The sequence below is a fragment of the Streptomyces daghestanicus genome (assembly GCF_020521275.1).
GTDB classification, from domain to species: domain Bacteria; phylum Actinomycetota; class Actinomycetes; order Streptomycetales; family Streptomycetaceae; genus Streptomyces; species Streptomyces griseoviridis.
Genome location: NZ_BNDX01000008.1, coordinates 1,558,763 through 1,574,993, shown reverse-complemented (window position 1 = coordinate 1,574,993; position 16,231 = coordinate 1,558,763). Strand labels below are relative to the sequence as shown.

Annotated in this window: 15 protein-coding genes and 1 riboswitch; of the genes, 7 read left to right on the top strand and 8 right to left on the bottom strand. The window is 73.4% G+C overall.

Annotation, left to right across the window (positions count from 1 at the left end; all coding sequences use genetic code 11):
* Positions 1-189 precede the first annotated feature (189 nt).
* Complete coding sequence (locus Sdagh_RS16625; protein ID WP_189423165.1) at positions 190-993, top strand: HAD family hydrolase; 804 nt, start codon at positions 190-192, stop codon at positions 991-993.
* 10 nt (positions 994-1,003) lie between these two features.
* On the opposite strand, the gene Sdagh_RS16620 is transcribed toward Sdagh_RS16625, so the two are convergent.
* Positions 1,004-1,501 (bottom strand): transglycosylase SLT domain-containing protein, encoded by a 498-nt coding sequence (locus Sdagh_RS16620; protein WP_189423167.1) that lies wholly within the window; start codon positions 1,499-1,501, stop codon positions 1,004-1,006.
* 4 nt (positions 1,502-1,505) lie between these two features.
* Positions 1,506-1,668: riboswitch (cyclic di-AMP (ydaO/yuaA leader) on the bottom strand.
* Between the two features lie 663 nt (positions 1,669-2,331).
* On the opposite strand from Sdagh_RS16620, the gene Sdagh_RS16615 reads away from it, so the two are divergent.
* The 4 genes from Sdagh_RS16615 to Sdagh_RS16600 all read left to right on the top strand — a co-directional run bounded on the left by Sdagh_RS16615 (position 2,332) and on the right by Sdagh_RS16600 (position 6,773).
* Positions 2,332-3,342 carry a polyprenyl synthetase family protein gene (locus Sdagh_RS16615; protein WP_189423169.1) on the top strand — a complete coding sequence of 337 codons (1,011 nt, stop codon included), beginning with the start codon at positions 2,332-2,334 and terminating at the stop codon, positions 3,340-3,342.
* A 239-nt stretch (positions 3,343-3,581) separates the two neighbouring features.
* Positions 3,582-4,859, top strand: coding sequence for a LolA family protein (locus Sdagh_RS16610; RefSeq protein ID WP_190077934.1), 1,278 nt, complete (start codon positions 3,582-3,584; stop codon positions 4,857-4,859).
* 62 nt (positions 4,860-4,921) lie between these two features.
* On the top strand, positions 4,922-5,896 hold the full coding sequence (locus Sdagh_RS16605) for an ABC transporter ATP-binding protein (protein WP_189423172.1): 975 nt from the start codon (positions 4,922-4,924) through the stop codon (positions 5,894-5,896).
* A complete protein-coding gene (locus tag Sdagh_RS16600; RefSeq protein ID WP_189423173.1) occupies positions 5,883-6,773 on the top strand; it encodes an ABC transporter permease in 891 nt (296 codons plus the stop codon). The genes Sdagh_RS16605 and Sdagh_RS16600 overlap by 14 nt, the downstream gene beginning before the upstream one ends.
* Here Sdagh_RS16600 and Sdagh_RS16595 read toward each other — a convergent pair.
* Positions 6,770-7,888: an amidase family protein gene (locus Sdagh_RS16595; protein ID WP_189423174.1), complete on the bottom strand. Its 1,119-nt coding sequence runs from the start codon at positions 7,886-7,888 to the stop codon at positions 6,770-6,772. The genes Sdagh_RS16600 and Sdagh_RS16595 overlap by 4 nt on opposite strands.
* Before the next feature lie 71 nt (positions 7,889-7,959).
* Positions 7,960-8,445, bottom strand: coding sequence for a DUF6668 family protein (locus Sdagh_RS16590; protein ID WP_190077935.1), 486 nt, complete (start codon positions 8,443-8,445; stop codon positions 7,960-7,962).
* A gap of 231 nt (positions 8,446-8,676) precedes the next feature.
* Between Sdagh_RS16590 and Sdagh_RS16585 the strand changes: the two genes are divergently transcribed.
* A complete protein-coding gene (locus Sdagh_RS16585; RefSeq protein WP_190077936.1) occupies positions 8,677-9,810 on the top strand; it encodes a tetratricopeptide repeat protein in 1,134 nt (377 codons plus the stop codon).
* A gap of 27 nt (positions 9,811-9,837) precedes the next feature.
* Here Sdagh_RS16585 and Sdagh_RS16580 read toward each other — a convergent pair whose 3' ends face one another.
* The 3 genes from Sdagh_RS16580 to Sdagh_RS16570 all read right to left on the bottom strand — a co-directional run bounded on the left by Sdagh_RS16580 (position 9,838) and on the right by Sdagh_RS16570 (position 12,334).
* On the bottom strand, positions 9,838-10,326 hold the full coding sequence (locus Sdagh_RS16580) for a VOC family protein (protein WP_189423177.1): 489 nt from the start codon (positions 10,324-10,326) through the stop codon (positions 9,838-9,840).
* A gap of 49 nt (positions 10,327-10,375) precedes the next feature.
* The gene (gene rarD / locus Sdagh_RS16575; protein ID WP_190011378.1) at positions 10,376-11,359 is read right to left on the bottom strand and encodes an EamA family transporter RarD; all 984 of its coding nucleotides are present in this window, start codon (positions 11,357-11,359) and stop codon (positions 10,376-10,378) included.
* Positions 11,360-11,479: 120 nt separating this feature from the next.
* A complete protein-coding gene (locus Sdagh_RS16570; protein WP_189423179.1) occupies positions 11,480-12,334 on the bottom strand; it encodes an SDR family oxidoreductase in 855 nt (284 codons plus the stop codon).
* Positions 12,335-12,433: 99 nt separating this feature from the next.
* On the opposite strand from Sdagh_RS16570, the gene Sdagh_RS16565 reads away from it, so the two are divergent.
* The gene (locus Sdagh_RS16565) at positions 12,434-12,823 is read left to right on the top strand and encodes a winged helix-turn-helix transcriptional regulator (RefSeq protein ID WP_190077937.1); all 390 of its coding nucleotides are present in this window, start codon (positions 12,434-12,436) and stop codon (positions 12,821-12,823) included.
* Between the two features lie 60 nt (positions 12,824-12,883).
* Here Sdagh_RS16565 and Sdagh_RS16560 read toward each other — a convergent pair whose 3' ends face one another.
* Complete coding sequence (locus Sdagh_RS16560) at positions 12,884-13,933, bottom strand: 2-oxoacid:ferredoxin oxidoreductase subunit beta (RefSeq protein WP_189423182.1); 1,050 nt, start codon at positions 13,931-13,933, stop codon at positions 12,884-12,886.
* Positions 13,926-15,854, bottom strand: coding sequence for a 2-oxoacid:acceptor oxidoreductase subunit alpha (locus tag Sdagh_RS16555; RefSeq protein WP_190077938.1), 1,929 nt, complete (start codon positions 15,852-15,854; stop codon positions 13,926-13,928). Before Sdagh_RS16555 ends, Sdagh_RS16560 begins: the two co-directional genes overlap by 8 nt.
* Positions 15,855-16,231 lie beyond the last annotated feature (377 nt).

Sequence of the window (16,231 nt, the reverse complement as noted above, 5' to 3'; positions counted from 1 at the left end):
CCCCTGGACAGAAGGAAGGTACCCCTGGGCCCGCGCGGAGGGTAGAGAGCAGAGCATGTTGCTGCCAACCGGTGCACAGCTCTTGAACCGCCTTTAGCCGGTGTTGCGTGCGGTTTCGGACAGACGGGTGTGTGAACCGGGGTGTGACGGAGGTGAGTCGGACGCCCGCCGTGTCCGTATTCTCTGATCATGGACCCCACCGCATACGCACTCGTCGCCACCGATCTGGACGGAACGCTGCTCCGCGGCGACGACACCGTCTCCGAGCGCTCGCTCGCCGCGCTCGCGCGGGTGGCCGGGGCCGGCGCGCACCACCTGGTGGTGACGGGTCGGCCGGCGCCGAGAGTGCGCCCGCTCCTCGGCGACCTCGGCGGCGGGGGGCTCGCCGTGTGCGGCCAGGGCGCGCAGGTGTACGACGCCGGCGCGGACCGGCTGCTGTGGTCGGTCACCCTGGACCGGGAGCTGGCCGAGACCGCGCTCGGCAAGATCGAGGCCGAGGTGGGCGAGGTGTACGCCGCCGTCGACCAGGACGGCGTGGACGGGCTCACCCTCATCGAGCCGGGCTACCTGATGCCGCACCCGACGCTGCCCGCCGAGCGGGTGGACCGGCGCGACGACCTGTGGGCGGCGCCCATCAGCAAGGTGCTGCTGCGCCACCCGTGGCTGGGCGACGACGAGCTGGCGGACGCGGCGCGCGCGGTGGTCGGTTCGCTGGCGACGGTCACCATGTCGGGGCCGGGGACGGTCGAGCTGCAGCCGTGCGGGGTCACCAAGGCGACCGGGCTGGCGCTGGCGGCCGAGCACCTGGGGCTGAGCCCGCGGCGGACGATCGCCTTCGGGGACATGCCGAACGACATCCCGATGTTCCTGTGGGCGGCCCACGGCGTCGCCATGGCCGGCGCCCATCCGGAGCTGAGGGCGGTGGCCGACGAGGTCACCGCGTCGAACGAGGACGACGGCGTGGCCGTCGTCCTCGAACGACTGTTCAGCTGAGCCGCGGGGCTCAGTACGCGCTGTAGACGTTGTCCATGGAGCCGTACCGGTCGGCCGCGTAGTTGCAGGCGGCGGTGATGTTGGCGACCGGGTCGTACAGGTCCCAGGAGGTGCCCTCGACGTGGTAGGCGTCGAAGGTCGGCTGGATCACCTGGAGCAGGCCCTTGGACGGGGTGCCGTTGACGGCGTTGATGTCCCAGTTGTTGATGGCGAACTGGTTGCCGGACGACTCCCGCATGATGTTGCGGTAGATGCCGTTGTAGGTGCCCGGAATGCCCTTCTCGGCCATGATGTCGAGCGACTGGCGGATCCAGCCGTCCAGGTTGTTGCTGTAGCCGTTGGCCGCGGTCAGGGCGGCCGTGGTGGTCGCCGTCGTCGAGTCGGCGGCGGACGCGCTGGTGGCGCCCATGACCGGCAGGGCGAGCACGGCGGCGCCGGCGCCGAGGACGGCGAGCTTGCGGGCGAGACGGTTGGTCCCGGTGATCCGCCGAAGGCTGTTGGCAGGCATGGTGAATCCCTCTCCTGACGCCTGCGGGGTGAGCTGTCGGGTTCGGGCGGGGAGGTGCCCGGCCGCGCCCTGTACGGCGCGGCTTCACCCCGAGCCGCTCCGGTCCGAGGACCGGCGCGGCGACTTACCTGGGTCCCCCGCTCCTGCCGTGAATGTGTTGAGTCGGATGGGTGCCGGGCGGTGGCAGGATTCGGCGTCCGCTCGACAGGCCGGGAACGTATGCGACAGCACATGTCCGGAACAAGTGCGGGTTTCACCTAACGTGCCTGTTGACCTTGGTCTGAGGCATTTGGGGTGCTTGATCCTTTGCGACTGCCAAGAGTCAACTCGCTTGCGCGGCAAGGGGATGGCGGCCTCGGGGCGCCGACGCGCGGACCGGCCGGGACGTGAGTCAACTCACGGGCGTCGACAAGTGGCGCAAATCGGGCAATGACGTCAACTGGGGTTTTACGGGCCAGTGATGGCGGAGCGGGGGTGCCCCGCTCACCGGGGCCGGGGTGAGGCGGGAGCGGGGGCCGGCGGGGCGAATGGGTGACGTTCCCGGGTCGCACGGCGTTGGGAGGAGTGGTGGGATCTTCGGTGGGCCCCGCACGCCGGCGCCCCCGGCGGTCCGGCGGTGTCCACGTCGGCGCCGCCCCTCGATGTCGATCCTTGTCCGCTCATATCACCTGATCAAAAACATACAGCTCATGATCCGATACCGACCGGCCTGTAACGGTGGGCGCTATCGGTGATCGAAACGTGACCGGATACGCTGACTTGAGTGAGGGCAGCGACTTATCGACCAGCCGTGTAACCGCGAGTAGACACCAGCAGACAGGAGACCCCTCGTGACCGTCGTCGGGCCGTTCGGGCTGAGCGTGCGGGACCAGGCTCTGGAAGCCGATGTCCAGGCCGGAATGGCGGCAGTCGAGGAAGGGCTGCTCGAGGCAACCAAGAGCGAGGTGCCCTTCATCACGGAGGCCGCCCAGCACCTGGTGAAGGCCGGCGGCAAGCGGTTCCGGCCGCTGCTGGTGATGCTCGCGGCCCAGTTCGGCGACCCCTACGCCCCCGGCGTGGTGCCCTCGGCCGTCGTCGTGGAGCTGACGCACCTCGCCACGCTGTACCACGACGACGTGATGGACGAGGCCGCCGTGCGGCGCGGGGTGCCCAGCGCGAACACCCGCTGGGACAACTCGGTCGCGGTCCTGACCGGCGACTTCCTCTTCGCCCGGGCCTCGCAGATCCTCGCCGACCTCGGCCCCGAGGCGGTCCGGGTGCAGGCCCTGGCCTTCGAGCGGCTGGTCACCGGCCAGATCCTGGAGACCGCGGGACCGCAGGACGGCCGGGACCCGGTCGACCACTACCTGGACGTGCTGGGCGGCAAGACCGGCTCGCTGGTGGCGGTCTCGTGCCGGTTCGGCGCGATGATGTCCGGCGCCGACGAGACCGTGGTGGACGTCCTCACCCAGTACGGCGAGCGGCTCGGCGTCGCCTTCCAGCTCGCGGACGACGTCCTGGACATCGCCTCCGACTCCACCGAGTCCGGCAAGACGCCCGGCACCGACCTGCGCGAGGGCATCGCCACCCTGCCCGTCCTGCGGCTGCGCGAGCGCGCGGCCCGGCTCGGCCTGGCCGATGACCTCGCCCTGTGCGAACTGCTCGCCTCCGACCTCACCGACGACGACCGGCACTCCGAGGCGCTGCGCCTGCTGCGCGCCCACCCCGCCCTGGAGCAGGCGCGGCGGGACACCGTCCGGTACGCGGAGGACGCCCGCGCCGCCCTGGCCCCGCTGCGGGAGTGCGACGCGAAGACCGCGCTGGTCGAGCTGTGCGACGCGGTGGTGCACCGGGCCGGCTGAGGCCCGTCCCCTACGGGACGGCGGCGGAGCCGTCCCCGGGTGTCATACCGCAGCAGTACACGGAGTTGGGCCTGCGGTCTGACGCTTTCCGGTGGCCGGTTTGGTCAGATGGTCCTCACGGAAAACACCATTCCTCACCGATTCGGGTGAGAATGGCGGCTCAGGGCGGACTTCGGGGTGGACCGGTGGGACCGGCGCGAGGTCGCGACCGGCCGCCGCCGACGACGGAGGTAGGGCACATGGCACCGTACGGTTCCGACGGCAGCACGACCGGCAGCACGACCGGCGGAGAGACCGAGGAGCGCGGGGCGGGGCGGCGCAGGGCCGCGCGGTACGTCGTCCCGGTCACGGTGATGGGCGTCGCCGCGGCGACGATCGGACTGGTCCCCGCGCTGGCCGACTCCGGCGACCCCGACCTGCCCGCGATATCGGCGCAGCGGCTGGTGGAGAAGATCGCCGCGTCGGACACGCAGCGCCTGTCCGGCACCGTGAAGATCAGCACCGACCTCGGGCTGCCGGACCTCGGCGGCCTGGAGAGCGGCCTGATGTCCGGTGCCGCCTCGCCCTCCGCGGCGGACGGCGACGGCGGCTCCGCCGCGGACCCGACCGCGCACCTCACCGAGCTGGCCTCCGGCACCCACACCCTGCGCGTCGCGGCGGACGGCCCCGACCGGCAGAAGGTGTCGCTGCTCCAGGACGCCGCCGAGTACAGCCTGATCCACGACGGCACCGACGTCTGGGGCTACGACAGCGCCTCCAACGAGGTCTACCACTCCACGGTCCCCGCGGCCGGCGGTTCCGGCGACGCGGCCGGCGGGCGGCGCGGTGAGCTGCCCGCCACCCCGAAGGAGCTGGCCCAGGAGGCCCTGAAGGCGGTCGACGCCACCACGTCCGTGACCGTCGACGGCACCGCGCAGGTGGCCGGCCGGGACGCGTACCGCCTGGTCGTGGAGCCGAAGCAGAAGGACTCCACGGTCGGTTCGATCACGATCGCCGTGGACGCGAAGACCGGTACGCCGCTGAAGTTCACGCTCAGCCCGGCCGCCGGCGGCGCCGCGGTCGTGGACGCCGGATTCACCCAGGTCAGCTTCGCGAAGCCGGACGCGTCGACGTTCGACTTCACCCCGCCGAAGGGCGCCAAGGTCACCGAGGGCGACGAGACCGGCACCGGTGACACCGACGGCACCGCCGCCGCGCCCCGCGCGACGGAGAAGGCCCTCGACGGCGGGAAGGGTCTCGTCGGCGGGAAGGGTCTCGACGGTGCCGAGGTCATCGGCGAGGGCTGGAACGCGATCGCCACCTTCGACACCGGCACCGAGGGCCTGCCCACCGCCGACGCGGGCGGCGCCTTCGACGGCTTCCTGAACTCCCTCGGCGACCAGGTCAAGGGCTCCTTCGGCACGGGCACGGTCTTCAGCACCCGCCTGGTCAACGCCCTGATCACCGACGACGGCACGGTCTACGTGGGCGCGGTCACCAAGGACGCGCTGGTCGAGGCGGCCGACGCCGGTAAGTGAGGGCCGGCCCCGGTGCCGGGCCCCGTGCAGCGGCGGACGAAGTGAGGGAGCCGGCGGACGAAGTGGAGGAGCCAGTGACCGGGGCGGCCGACGACGAGGAGCCGACGCACGCCGTCATCGCCACCCGCGGGCTCACCAAGCGCTACCGCGGCGGGCAGCTCGCCGTCGACGGCCTGGACCTGACCGTCCCGGCCGGCAGCGTCTTCGGCTTCCTCGGCCCCAACGGTTCCGGCAAGACCACCACCATCCGCATGCTGATGGGCCTGATCGAACCCACCTCGGGCACCGCCCGGGTCCTCGGCCGGCCCGTGCCGCGCGCCGCCCGCGCCGTACTGCCCCAGGTCGGCGCCCTCATCGAGGGCCCGGCCCTGTACGGCTTCCTCTCCGGCCGCGACAACCTGCTGCGCTACGACGCCGCCGACCCGACCGCCGACCCGCGCACCCGGCCCGGCCGGGTCGCGGCGGCGCTCGACCGGGTGGGCCTGACGGCCGCCGCCGGGAAGAAGGCGAAGGCGTACTCGCTGGGCATGCGCCAGCGGCTCGGCCTCGCCGCCGCCCTGCTCCAGCCGCGCCGCCTGCTGGTCCTGGACGAGCCGACCAACGGACTCGACCCGCAGGGCATGCGGGAGATCCGTGCCCTCGTGCGGGAACTGGCCTCGGACGGCACCACCGTCTTCCTCTCCTCCCACCTGCTGGACGAGATCGAGCAGGTCTGCACGCACGTCGCCGTCATGACCCGGGGCCGGCTGGTCACCCAGGGCCCGGTCGCCGAGCTGGCGGCGGGGGCGCGCGGCCGGCTGGTGGTGACCACGCCCGACCCGGCGGACGCGGCCCGGGTGCTGAAGGAGCGGGGGGCCACCGACCTCGTGATCGCCGGGGACCGGGTGACGGCGGAACCGCCGGACCAGGACCCGGCCGAGGTGAACGCCGCGCTGGTAACGGCCGGTGTCCGGGTGCGCGGCTTCGGCCTGGAGCGCGGCTCGCTGGAGGACGCGTTCGTGGCGCTGACCGGGGAGGGCTTCGATGTCGCGGGCTGAGACGTACGCGGCCACCGGCGCGGCGGCACGCGCCCCGCGCGCCCTGTGGAGCCTGGGGCTGCTCCGCAACGAGCTGCTGACCACCTTCCGGCGCTGGCGCACCCTCGCCCTGCTGGCGGTGCTGGCCGCCGTGCCCGTCCTGGTCGGCGTCGCGGTCAGGATCGAGACGGGCGGCGGCGACCCGGCGGGCGGCGGGGGCGGCGGGGGACCGGCGTTCATCTCCCAGATCACCGACAACGGACTCTTCCTGGTCTTCACCGCGTTCGCCGCGACCCTGCCGTTCTTCCTGCCGATGGCGATCGGGGTGGTCGCCGGGGACGCGATCGCGGGCGAGGCGAGCGCCGGCACCCTGCGTTACCTGCTGGTCGCCCCGGCGGGCCGGACCCGGCTGCTGCTCACCAAGTACGCGACCGTGCTCGTCTTCTGCCTGGCCGCCACCCTGGTCGTGGCCGTCTCGGCGCTCGCGACCGGGGCGCTGCTGTTCCCGCTCGGGGACCTGACGACCATCTCCGGCACCCGGATCGGTTTCGCCGAGGGCCTGCTCCGGGCGCTGCTGATCGCCCTGGTCGTCGCCGCCTCGCTGGTCGGCGTGGCGGCGCTCGGCCTGTTCGTGTCGACCCTGACCGGCAGCGGCATCGCGGCGATGGCGACGACCGTCGGGCTGCTGATCACCGTCCAGATCCTCGACCAGATCCCGCAGCTGCACGCCCTGCAGCCGTACTTCTTCTCCCACTACTGGCTGTCCTTCGCCGACCTGCTGCGCGAGCCGGTCTACTGGGACGACCTGCTGCGGAACCTCGGCCTCCAGGCGCTGTACGCGGCCGTGTTCGGCTCGGCGGCCTGGGCCCGGTTCACGGCGAAGGACATCACCGCCTAGCCGCCGCCCCCGCCGGCCGCCGCCTCCGCCACGGCCAGCAGCAGCCCCTCCCCGCCGTGCGGCGCGACGAGCTGGAGGCCGGCCGGGCAGCCGTCGGCGCCGAAGCCCGCCGGCAGGCTCAGCGCTGGATGCCCGCTGAGGTTGAACGCCCAGGTCAGCGCCGTCGAGTAGCGGTCGCCGGGACCCTCGTGGCCGTGCGGCGCGGTCGGTGCGGTCGGTGTCAGCAGCAGCGGGGCGGTGGCGAACAGCTCCGCCAGCCGCCGGTCGTTCTCGGCACGCGTCCGGCGGGCGGGGCCGTGGTCGGCGTCCGGGGAGCGCAGCGCCAGCCAGGCCGGTCCCGGGTCGAGCAGCCGCAGCGGGCGCGGGGGGCGGACCAGCCGTACCGCACCCGCCGCGACCAGGCCCTCCACCGCCGTCCGGGCCAGGGCGACCGGCTCGTCGTCGGGCGCGGCGAAACCCAGGTCGGCGGACCAGACGGCGGGCACGGGCAGCGCCGGAACCGGTCCCGGACCGTCCGGGGCCATGGCCCGCCGGTACGCCGCCGCGTCCGCCGCCGTCCGGGCGAGGACCCCGGGCGCCGTCAGCCGCGCACGGTCGGTACGGCCCGCGCCGGTGGTCAGCTTCAGCCCGAGCACCCCGCACCACGCGGCCGGGACACGGACCGACCCGGCACCGTCGGCGCCGGTCGCGAGAGCCACCAGCCCGGTCGCGACGGCCGCCGCCGCCCCGGCCGAGGAACCGCCCGGCGTACGGTCGGCCCGCCACGGGTTGACCGTACGGCCGTGGGCGCCGCGTCCCCAGGTCTGCCAGCCGGTGCCGGGACCCGGCACGGCCGTCGCCCCCACGGCGACGCACCCCGCCGCCAGCAGCGGGGCCGCCGCACGGAGCCCGGACCGGCCCTTCACGGCGAGCGGCACGCCCGCCAGCGGCAGCCGGCCGCCCGCGCCCGCCGCGACCCTCGCGTCGACTTCGGCCGCCCGGCGCGCGGCGTCCTCCTCCCAGACCTCCAGGAAGGCGCCGAGCGAGGCGTCGGCCGCCTTGATCCGGGCGAGCGCCGCGGCCACCGCGTCCACCGCCCGCAGCCGTCCCGAGCGGACCGCCGCCGCGGTCTCCACGGCGGACGGCGCGGCCCGGCCGGCCCACGGATGCCGGGCCGGCCGGGCGGCGGGCCGCTCCCCGGTGGCGGTCAGCGGTCCGCTCCCGCCAGCCGGGCCAGTGCCCCGGTGCCGCGCGGCGGCGGGCCGTCGAGGTCGCCCAGCCGCCAGGCGGCCACCCAGGGCACCCGGTGCACGGCGACGGCGGCCTCCAGCAGCCGCACCTGCCGGGCCAGGGGCCGGGGCAGCCGTCCGGGCGCGTCCGCCACCAGGACGACGGAGTCGAGGCCGAGGCCCGGCGGTGCCTCCCCGTGCCGGAAGGCGTCCAGCGCGCGGCCGGCCGCCGCCAGCCCCGCCGCGTGGGTCCGGGCGACCAGCGCCACCCGGGCCGGGCCGGCGGGGCCGGGCCAGTCACGTCCGCAGTCCTGACCGCCGTAGACCTCGGCGAGGGTGGTGACGCCCGCGCCGCCGTGGGTGCCGACCCAGGAGACGCCGGGCGGGGCACCGGCCGTCGCGCCGGATGCGGACACCGGCCCGCGGAGCCAGATCTCCGGTCCCTGATGCATGCTGGTGCGCATGCCCGTGCACCTCCCTCGTCACGCCCTGCCCCATGGCCCGGACCGCCTCGGCGTCCCGGGTCCCACCCCCTGGAACGAGCCTGTGACAGCGCGGTGACGTGAGAACCGGGAGCGAGCGGAGAGACTCGACAGCAGGTGTTCGAAACAGTAGGTGTTCGAACGGCTCCGGACGGCCCGGGCGGACCACCTCCGCACCACCGCCCGCGACACGCGCCCACGAGTGAGGGGACGATGGCACGACTCAGCCGCGACAAGAAGCGGGACCACCAGCGCGCCGGACGGCCGGCGGCTCCCGCGGCGCCGATCGACGTGCGGGTGCCGGGCGCCGGCGGCGGCACGATCGGCGGCGTGCCCGTCGCCGCGGTCCCCGGCGAGGAGATCCAGCAGACCGTGCTGAACCGGCTCCAGGGCATCGCCCGCGCCACCGGCCGCCCGGTCTTCGCCACCGTCGACGACGAACGCATCGGGTACGTCGTTCCCCTCCGGGTCGACCCGGACGGCTCCAGCCACCTCACGGGGGAGCCGGCGGCCCGGACCGCCCCGGACCCGGCCGGGGACCCGGCGCGCGTGCCGCCCGCCGAGCCGCCGCGCCCGGCCCCGGCGGCACCGGGGACTCCGGCCGGCGACCCGTCCCCGGCCTTCCGGCCGCCCAGCCCGCCGCAGGACCGGCCCGGCGTCTTCGGCCCCGCCCCCGGCACGGTCCGGCCGCCGACCGGGGAGTTCGGCCCGCCCCCGCGGATGGCACCGGCACCGGCACCGGAGGACGCCCCCCGGCCCCTCTTCGACCCCGAGACCGAGGCCGGGCTCCGGGCCGACACCCAGCCGGCCCCGGCCCGCGGGTTCGACGCCGTCGCCGAGGCCGTGCTGGGGGACGGGCCGATCACCGCGCCCGGCGACAGCACCGTCCCCGCCCTCCTCGCCGGGCCCACGGCCCGGGTCAACGAGGCCGTCCGGGAGGGGCGGACGGAGGACGCCACCCGGCTCGCCGAGCGGACCGTGGCGGAGGCGACCGGCACCCTGGGGGCCGATCACCCCGAGGTGCTGCGGCTGCGCGAGCTGAGCGCGTACATCGCCTACCTGTCCGGCGACCCGGAGCGCGCGCTGCGCACCGCGCTGGACGTGGCCCGCGCCCACCACCGCGCGGGTGACGCGGAGACCGCGTACGGCACCGTGCGGAGCGCCGCCACCGCCTGGCGTGCCGTCCGCGAACCCGCGCGGGGTCTGGAACTGGGGCACGAACTGATCGACCTGTGGACCGCGCTCGCCGCCGAGGAGGGCCCGGCCGCCGACGACATGGCCGGCCTGGAGTCCGTCCGCGCCCGCATGGGCCGCCTCACCGAGCGGGCCCGCGCCCTGGAGGCGTGAGGCGCGGCCATCCCCCGCGGAACGCGGTCACTGCACGCAGAACTCGTTGCCCTCCGGGTCGGACAGCACGGTCCAGGTGCCGCCCGGCTCGCTGACCTGGCGCAGGACGCGGGCGCCGAGCCGTTCCAGCCGGGCCACCTCCGCCTCCCGCCGCCCGGGGCCCGGATGGAGGTCGAGGTGGAGGCGGTTCTTGCCGGTCTTGGCCTCCGGCACCCGCTGGAACAGCAGCCGGCGCCCCAGTCCGCTGCCGCTCTCCGCGTCGAAGGGGTCGTCGGGATGGCGGACGGCGATCAGGTCACGGAAGGCGCGGCGGCCGTGCGACTCCACGGTCAGCTCCGCGCCGACGGCCCCGGCGGCCAGCAGCTTCCCGACGAGCGCGCTGTTGTCCTCGACCAGGTAGCCGAGGGCGGCGGCCCAGAAGTCGGCCTGGGCGTGCGGGTCGGCGGCGTCGACGACGAGCTTGAAGTGCACGGGGGCGGGAGCGGAGGCCGCGGCGTCAGCGGAGGGATGCGTCATGGCATCACTCAAACGGGTCGCGCGGGCGCACGGCAACGGAATCGCCGGATCACTCCGCGCCGGGCCGTACCGCCGCGGCCGGCGGCACGGCCGGGACCTCCTCCCTGACCCCGCCCCGCGCCGCGTCCCGCACCGCCCGCGCGTTGCGGCGGGCGGTGCGCAGCGCGTTCCAGGTGAGCAGCACCAGCGCCACCCAGACCAGCGCGAAGCCGGCCCAGCGCTCGGGCGGCATCTCCTCACCGAAGTAGAGGATGCCGAGCAGGAACTGGAAGACCGGCGCCAGGTACTGGAGCAGTCCCAGCGTGGAGAGCGGCACGCGGATCGCGGCGGCGCCGAAGCAGACCAGCGGCAGCGCGGTGACCAGGCCGGTCGCGGCGAGCAGCACCGCGTGACCGGGGCCCTCGGCGGTGAACGTCGCCCCGCCGTGCGCGCCCAGCCAGAGCAGGTACCCGAGCGCGGGCAGGAACTGCACGGCGGTCTCGGCGGCCAGCGACTCGACGCCGCCGAGGTTGACCTTCTTCTTCACCAGGCCGTACGTGGCGAAGGAGAAGGCGAGGCAGAGGGAGATCCACGGCGGCCGGCCGTAGCCGACGGTGAGGACGACGACGGCCGCGAAGCCGGTCGCGACCGCCGCCCACTGCGCGGGCCGCAGCCGTTCCTTCAGCAGCAGCACGCCGAGGGCGATGGTGACCAGCGGGTTGATGAAGTAGCCGAGGGACGCCTCGACGACGTGGCCGCTGTTGACGGCCCAGATGTAGACGCCCCAGTTGACGGTGATGACGGCCGCGGCGATCGTGACCAGGCCGAGCTTGCGCGGCTGCCGCAGCAGCTCGCCCGCCCAGGCCCAGCGCCGTACGAAGAGCAGCGCGACGCCGACGAAGGCGAGGGACCAGACCATGCGGTGGGCGAGGATCTCACCGGCCCCGGCGGGCTTGAGCAGCGGCCAGAACAGCGGGACGAGGCCCCACATCCCGTAGGCCGCGAAACCGTTCAGCAGTCCTATGCGCTGTTCGCCCTTCGACGTCCCGGTCACGGGGACCCCCTTCTCGCACACTGGTCGGCCGGACGACCGTAGCGCCGCGCGCCCGTGCCTGTCATGCCCGTATCGGCATACGGTCATGACGGGCCGGGCGCGCGGGAGGGAGCCGGCCGCTCAGCCGGCCAGGGCGGCCTCGATCGCCTCGGTGACCGGGGTGGTCGGGCGGCCGATGAGCCGGGCCAGGTCGCCGCTGGTGACGACCAGTTCGCCCTTCTCGATGGAGGCGTCCGAGTCGGCCAGCACCGCGGCCACCGGCTCGGGCAGCCCGGTGGCGACCAGGGCGCGGGCGTACTCCTCGACGGAGACGGAGCGGACGGCGACCTCCCGGCCCGTGCGCCGGCTCAGCTCGGCCGCGAACTCGGCGAAGCTCCACGCCTGGTCGCCGCCCAGCTCGTACCGCTTGTTCTCGTGGCCCTCGCCGGTCAGTACGGCGACGGCGGCGGCCGCGTAGTCGGCGCGCGCGGCGGAGGAGATGCGGCCCTCGCCGGCCGCCTGGAGGATGGCGCCCTGCTCCAGGTAGGCGGGGATGTTGCCGGTGTGGTTCTCGTGGTACCAGCCGTTGCCCAGGATCACCCACGGCAGCCCGGAGTCGAGCAGGGTCCGCTCGGTGGCCCGGTGGTCGTCGGCGAGCCGGGCCTTCAGGGAGCTGGGGGCGCTGGTGTACGCGAGCAGGGCGACGCCGGCCGCCGCGGCGGCGTCGATGACGGTCTTGTGCTGGCGGGGGCGGTCGTTCGCGACCTCGTTGCCGGAGATCAGCAGCACCTTGTCGCCCGCCGCGAAGAGGCCGTCGAAGGTCTCGGGGGCGTTGTAGTCGGCCACGGCGATCCGCACGCCGCGCTCGGCGAAGCCGGCGGCGCGGTCCTTGTCGCGCACCACGGCGGTGATCTCCCCGGCCGGGACCTTCTCCAGCAGCTGCTCCACCACCAGGCGGCCCAGGTGTCCGGTGGCTCCGGTGACGACGATGCTCATGATCGGTGACTCCTCGTTGCGGCGATGACGTCTTCTGGTACTCACCGTAGAGAGGGCGCTAACTAAATGACAGTACCCACTTTGAAGTAAGGTACAGCCATGAAGGTAAGTAAAGGTGGGGAGACGACGAGCAGGGAGGCGGCCTGTCCGTACCGGCTCGTCCTGGAGCATGTGACCAGCCGCTGGGGCGTCCTGGTGCTGATGGAGCTGCTGGAGCGGCCGTACCGCTTCGGGGAGCTGCGCCGGGCCGTCGCCCGGCACGGCCGCACGGCCAGCGAGAAGATGCTGACCCAGACCCTCCAGACGCTGGAACGCGACGGCCTGGTGCACCGGGACGCCAAGCCGGTGATCCCGCCGCGCGTGGACTACTCCCTGACCGACCTCGGCCGGGAGGCCGCCGAGCGGGTGCGGGGGCTGGCCCAGTGGTCCGAGGAGCGCATGGACCGGGTCACGCGGGCCCGCGAGGCGTACGACGAGGCCCGGGGCTGACCGCGCCCCGGGCCCCGCAGGTGTGCCGTACGGCCCTGAAAGGGGCCCGTCCGACAGGCCCTAGCCGACGACCGTCCAGGTGTCGCCGCCCGCCAGCAGCGCGGCGAGGTCGCCCTTGCCGTTCCGCTCGACGGCGGCGTCGAGCTGGTCGGACATCTGGTCGTCGTAGACCGGCCGTGCCACGGAGCGCAGGACGCCGATCGGGGTGTGGTGCAGGGTGTCCGGATCGGCGAGCCGGCTGAGCGCGAAGGCGGTCGTCGGGGACGCGGCACGGGCGTCGTGGACCAGCACGTCCGCCTCGTTCTCCGCGGTGACCGTGACGACCTGCAGATCACCCGTGGCCGGGTCGCGTACGACACCCTTCGCGTCACCGGCGCCGAAGCGGATCGGCCGGCCGTGCTCCAGCCGGATCACCGCCTCCTCGGCCTGCTCCCGGTCCTTGAGCACCTCGAAGGCGCCGTCGTTGAAGATGTTGCAGTTCTGATAGATCTCGATCAGTGCCGTGCCCGGGTGGTCGGCGGCCTGCCGCAGCACCTCGGTGAGGTGCTTGCGGTCGGAGTCGACGGTCCGCGCGACGAACGACGCCTCCGCGCCGAGCGCGAGGGAGACCGGGTTGAACGGCGCGTCCAGCGAGCCCATCGGCGTCGACTTGGTGATCTTGCCGACCTCGGAGGTCGGGGAGTACTGGCCCTTGGTCAGACCGTAGATCCGGTTGTTGAACAGGAGGATCTTGAGGTTGACGTTGCGGCGCAGGGCGTGGATCAGGTGGTTGCCGCCGATGGAGAGCGCGTCGCCGTCGCCGGTGACCACCCACACGGACAGGTCGCGGCGGGACGCGGCGAGGCCGGTGGCGATCGCCGGGGCGCGGCCGTGGATGGAGTGCATCCCGTAGGTGTTCATGTAGTACGGGAAACGGGAGGAGCAGCCGATGCCGGAGACGAAGACGATGTTTTCCTTCGCCAGCCCCAGCTCGGGCATGAAGCCCTGTACGGCGGCGAGGATCGCGTAGTCGCCGCACCCCGGGCACCAGCGCACTTCCTGGTCGGACTTGAAGTCCTTCATGGACTGCTTGCCCTCGGCCTTGGGGACCAGTTTCAGTGCCTCAGCCATCGATGGCCTCCTTCAGCGCGGTGGCGAGCTGCTCCGCCTTGAACGGCATGCCGTTGACCTGGTTGTACGAGCGGGCGTCGACCAGGTACTTCGCCCGGACGAGGGTGGCGAGCTGGCCGAGGTTCATCTCGGGGATCACGACCTTGTCGTAGCCCCTGAGGACCGTCCCGAGATTGGCCGGGAACGGGTTGAGGTGGCGCAGATGGGCCTGGGCGACCGACTCCCCGGCCGCGCGCAGCCGGCGCACCGCCGCGGTGATCGGCCCGTACGTCGAACCCCAGCCCAGCACCAGCGTCCGCGCCCCGTCCGGGTCGTCGGCCTCGATGTCGGGGACGTCGATGCCGTCGACCTTGGCCTGCCGGGTGCGGACCATGAGGTCGTGGTTGGCGGGGTCGTAGGAGATGTTGCCGGTGCCGTCCTGCTTCTCGATGCCGCCGATGCGGTGCTCCAGGCCGGGGGTGCCCGGGACGGCCCAGGGGCGGGCGAGGGTGAGCGGGTCGCGCTTGTACGGCCAGAACACCTCGCTGCCGTCGTCCAGGGTGTGGTTCGGGCCCTGCGCGAACCGCACGGTCAGATCCGGCAGTTCGTCCGGCTCGGGGACGCGCCAGGGCTCGCTGCCGTTGGCCAGGTAGCCGTCGGAGAGGAGGAAGACCGGGGTGCGGTAGGCCAGCGCGATCCGGGCCGCCTCCAGGGCGGCCTGGAAGCAGTCGGCCGGGGTGCGGGGGGCCACCACCGGGACCGGCGCCTCGCCGTTGCGCCCGTACATCGCCTGGAGCAGGTCCGCCTGCTCGGTCTTGGTCGGCAGCCCGGTCGACGGGCCGCCGCGCTGGATGTCGACGACGACCAGCGGCAGTTCGAGGGAGACGGCCAGGCCGATCGTCTCGCTCTTGAGGGCGACTCCGGGCCCGGAGGTCGTGGTGACGGCGAGGCTGCCGCCGAAGGCCGCGCCCAGCGCGGCGCCGATGCCCGCGATCTCGTCCTCGGCCTGGAAGGTGCGCACCCCGAAGTTCTTGTGCCGGCTCAGCTCGTGCAGGATGTCCGAGGCCGGCGTGATCGGGTACGAGCCCAGGAACAGCGGCAGGTCGGCCTGGCGGGATGCGGCGATCAGGCCGTACGCCAGGGCCAGGTTCCCGGAGATGTTGCGGTAGACGCCGGGCGGGAAGGCCGTCGCCGCCGGGGCCACCTCGTAGGAGACCGCGAAGTCCTCGGTGGTCTCCCCGAAGTTCCACCCCGCGCGGTACGCCGCGATGTTGGCCGCGGCGATGTCCGGCTTCTTGGCGAACTTCGCCTTCAGGAACTTTTCCGTGCCCTCGGTGGGACGGTGGTACATCCAGCTCAGCAGGCCCAGCGCGAACATGTTCTTGCTGCGCTCGGCCTCCTTGCGGCTGAGGGAGAAGTCCTTCAGCGCCTCGACCGTCAGCGTGGTCAGCGGCACCGGATGAAGGCTGAAACCGTCCAGCGAACCGTCCTGGAGCGGGTCGCTCTCATAACCGACCTTCTGCATCGCGCGCTTGGTGAACTCGTCCGTGTTGACGATGATCTCCGCGCCGCGCGGCAGGTCCCCGATGTTCGCCTTCAGGGCGGCCGGATTCATCGCGACCAGCACGTTCGGCGCGTCGCCCGGGGTCAGGATGTCGTGGTCGGCGAAATGCAACTGGAAGGAGGAAACACCCGGCAGGGTCCCCGCGGGCGCCCGGATCTCGGCCGGGAAGTTCGGCAACGTAGAAAGATCATTTCCAAAGGACGCGGTCTCCGAGGTGAAACGGTCCCCGGTGAGCTGCATGCCGTCACCCGAGTCGCCCGCGAACCTGATGATCACCCGGTCCAGCCGACGGACGTCCTTTGTTCCCGCCGGTTTGCGCTGCTCTCCCACGACCGTTCCGTCGGCCTGCTCCGCTGGGCTGCTGACCTGGCTGGTCACTGAAGTGGCCCTCCTTCGAGGCGGCTGTCCGGGGAGTGGCCGTCCGCCGGCCATCCCAGGATCAACAGTACGACCGCGAGGGTTGCCTTCCGGTGGACATTCGCATGATGGACACGACTTCGAGACAGCCGGTGACCTCCCCGATGCGGGAAAGGGCGTGTCTGTCCGGCATTCGGTTTCCCGCCCTATTTTCGTTCTTTCGGATGAACGATTGAGGGGGGAGCGAGAGGGGATCTCCTGAAGATCGAAAAGGTACGCCCGAAGCGGTGAGCAGCGGTTTTCTGTCACCCGTTGCCCGTTGCCCGTTGCCCGCCGCGCGTCGGTCGGATGATCAGGTTCAGGTGATCAGGTTCAGGTGATCGGGTGATCGGGTGACC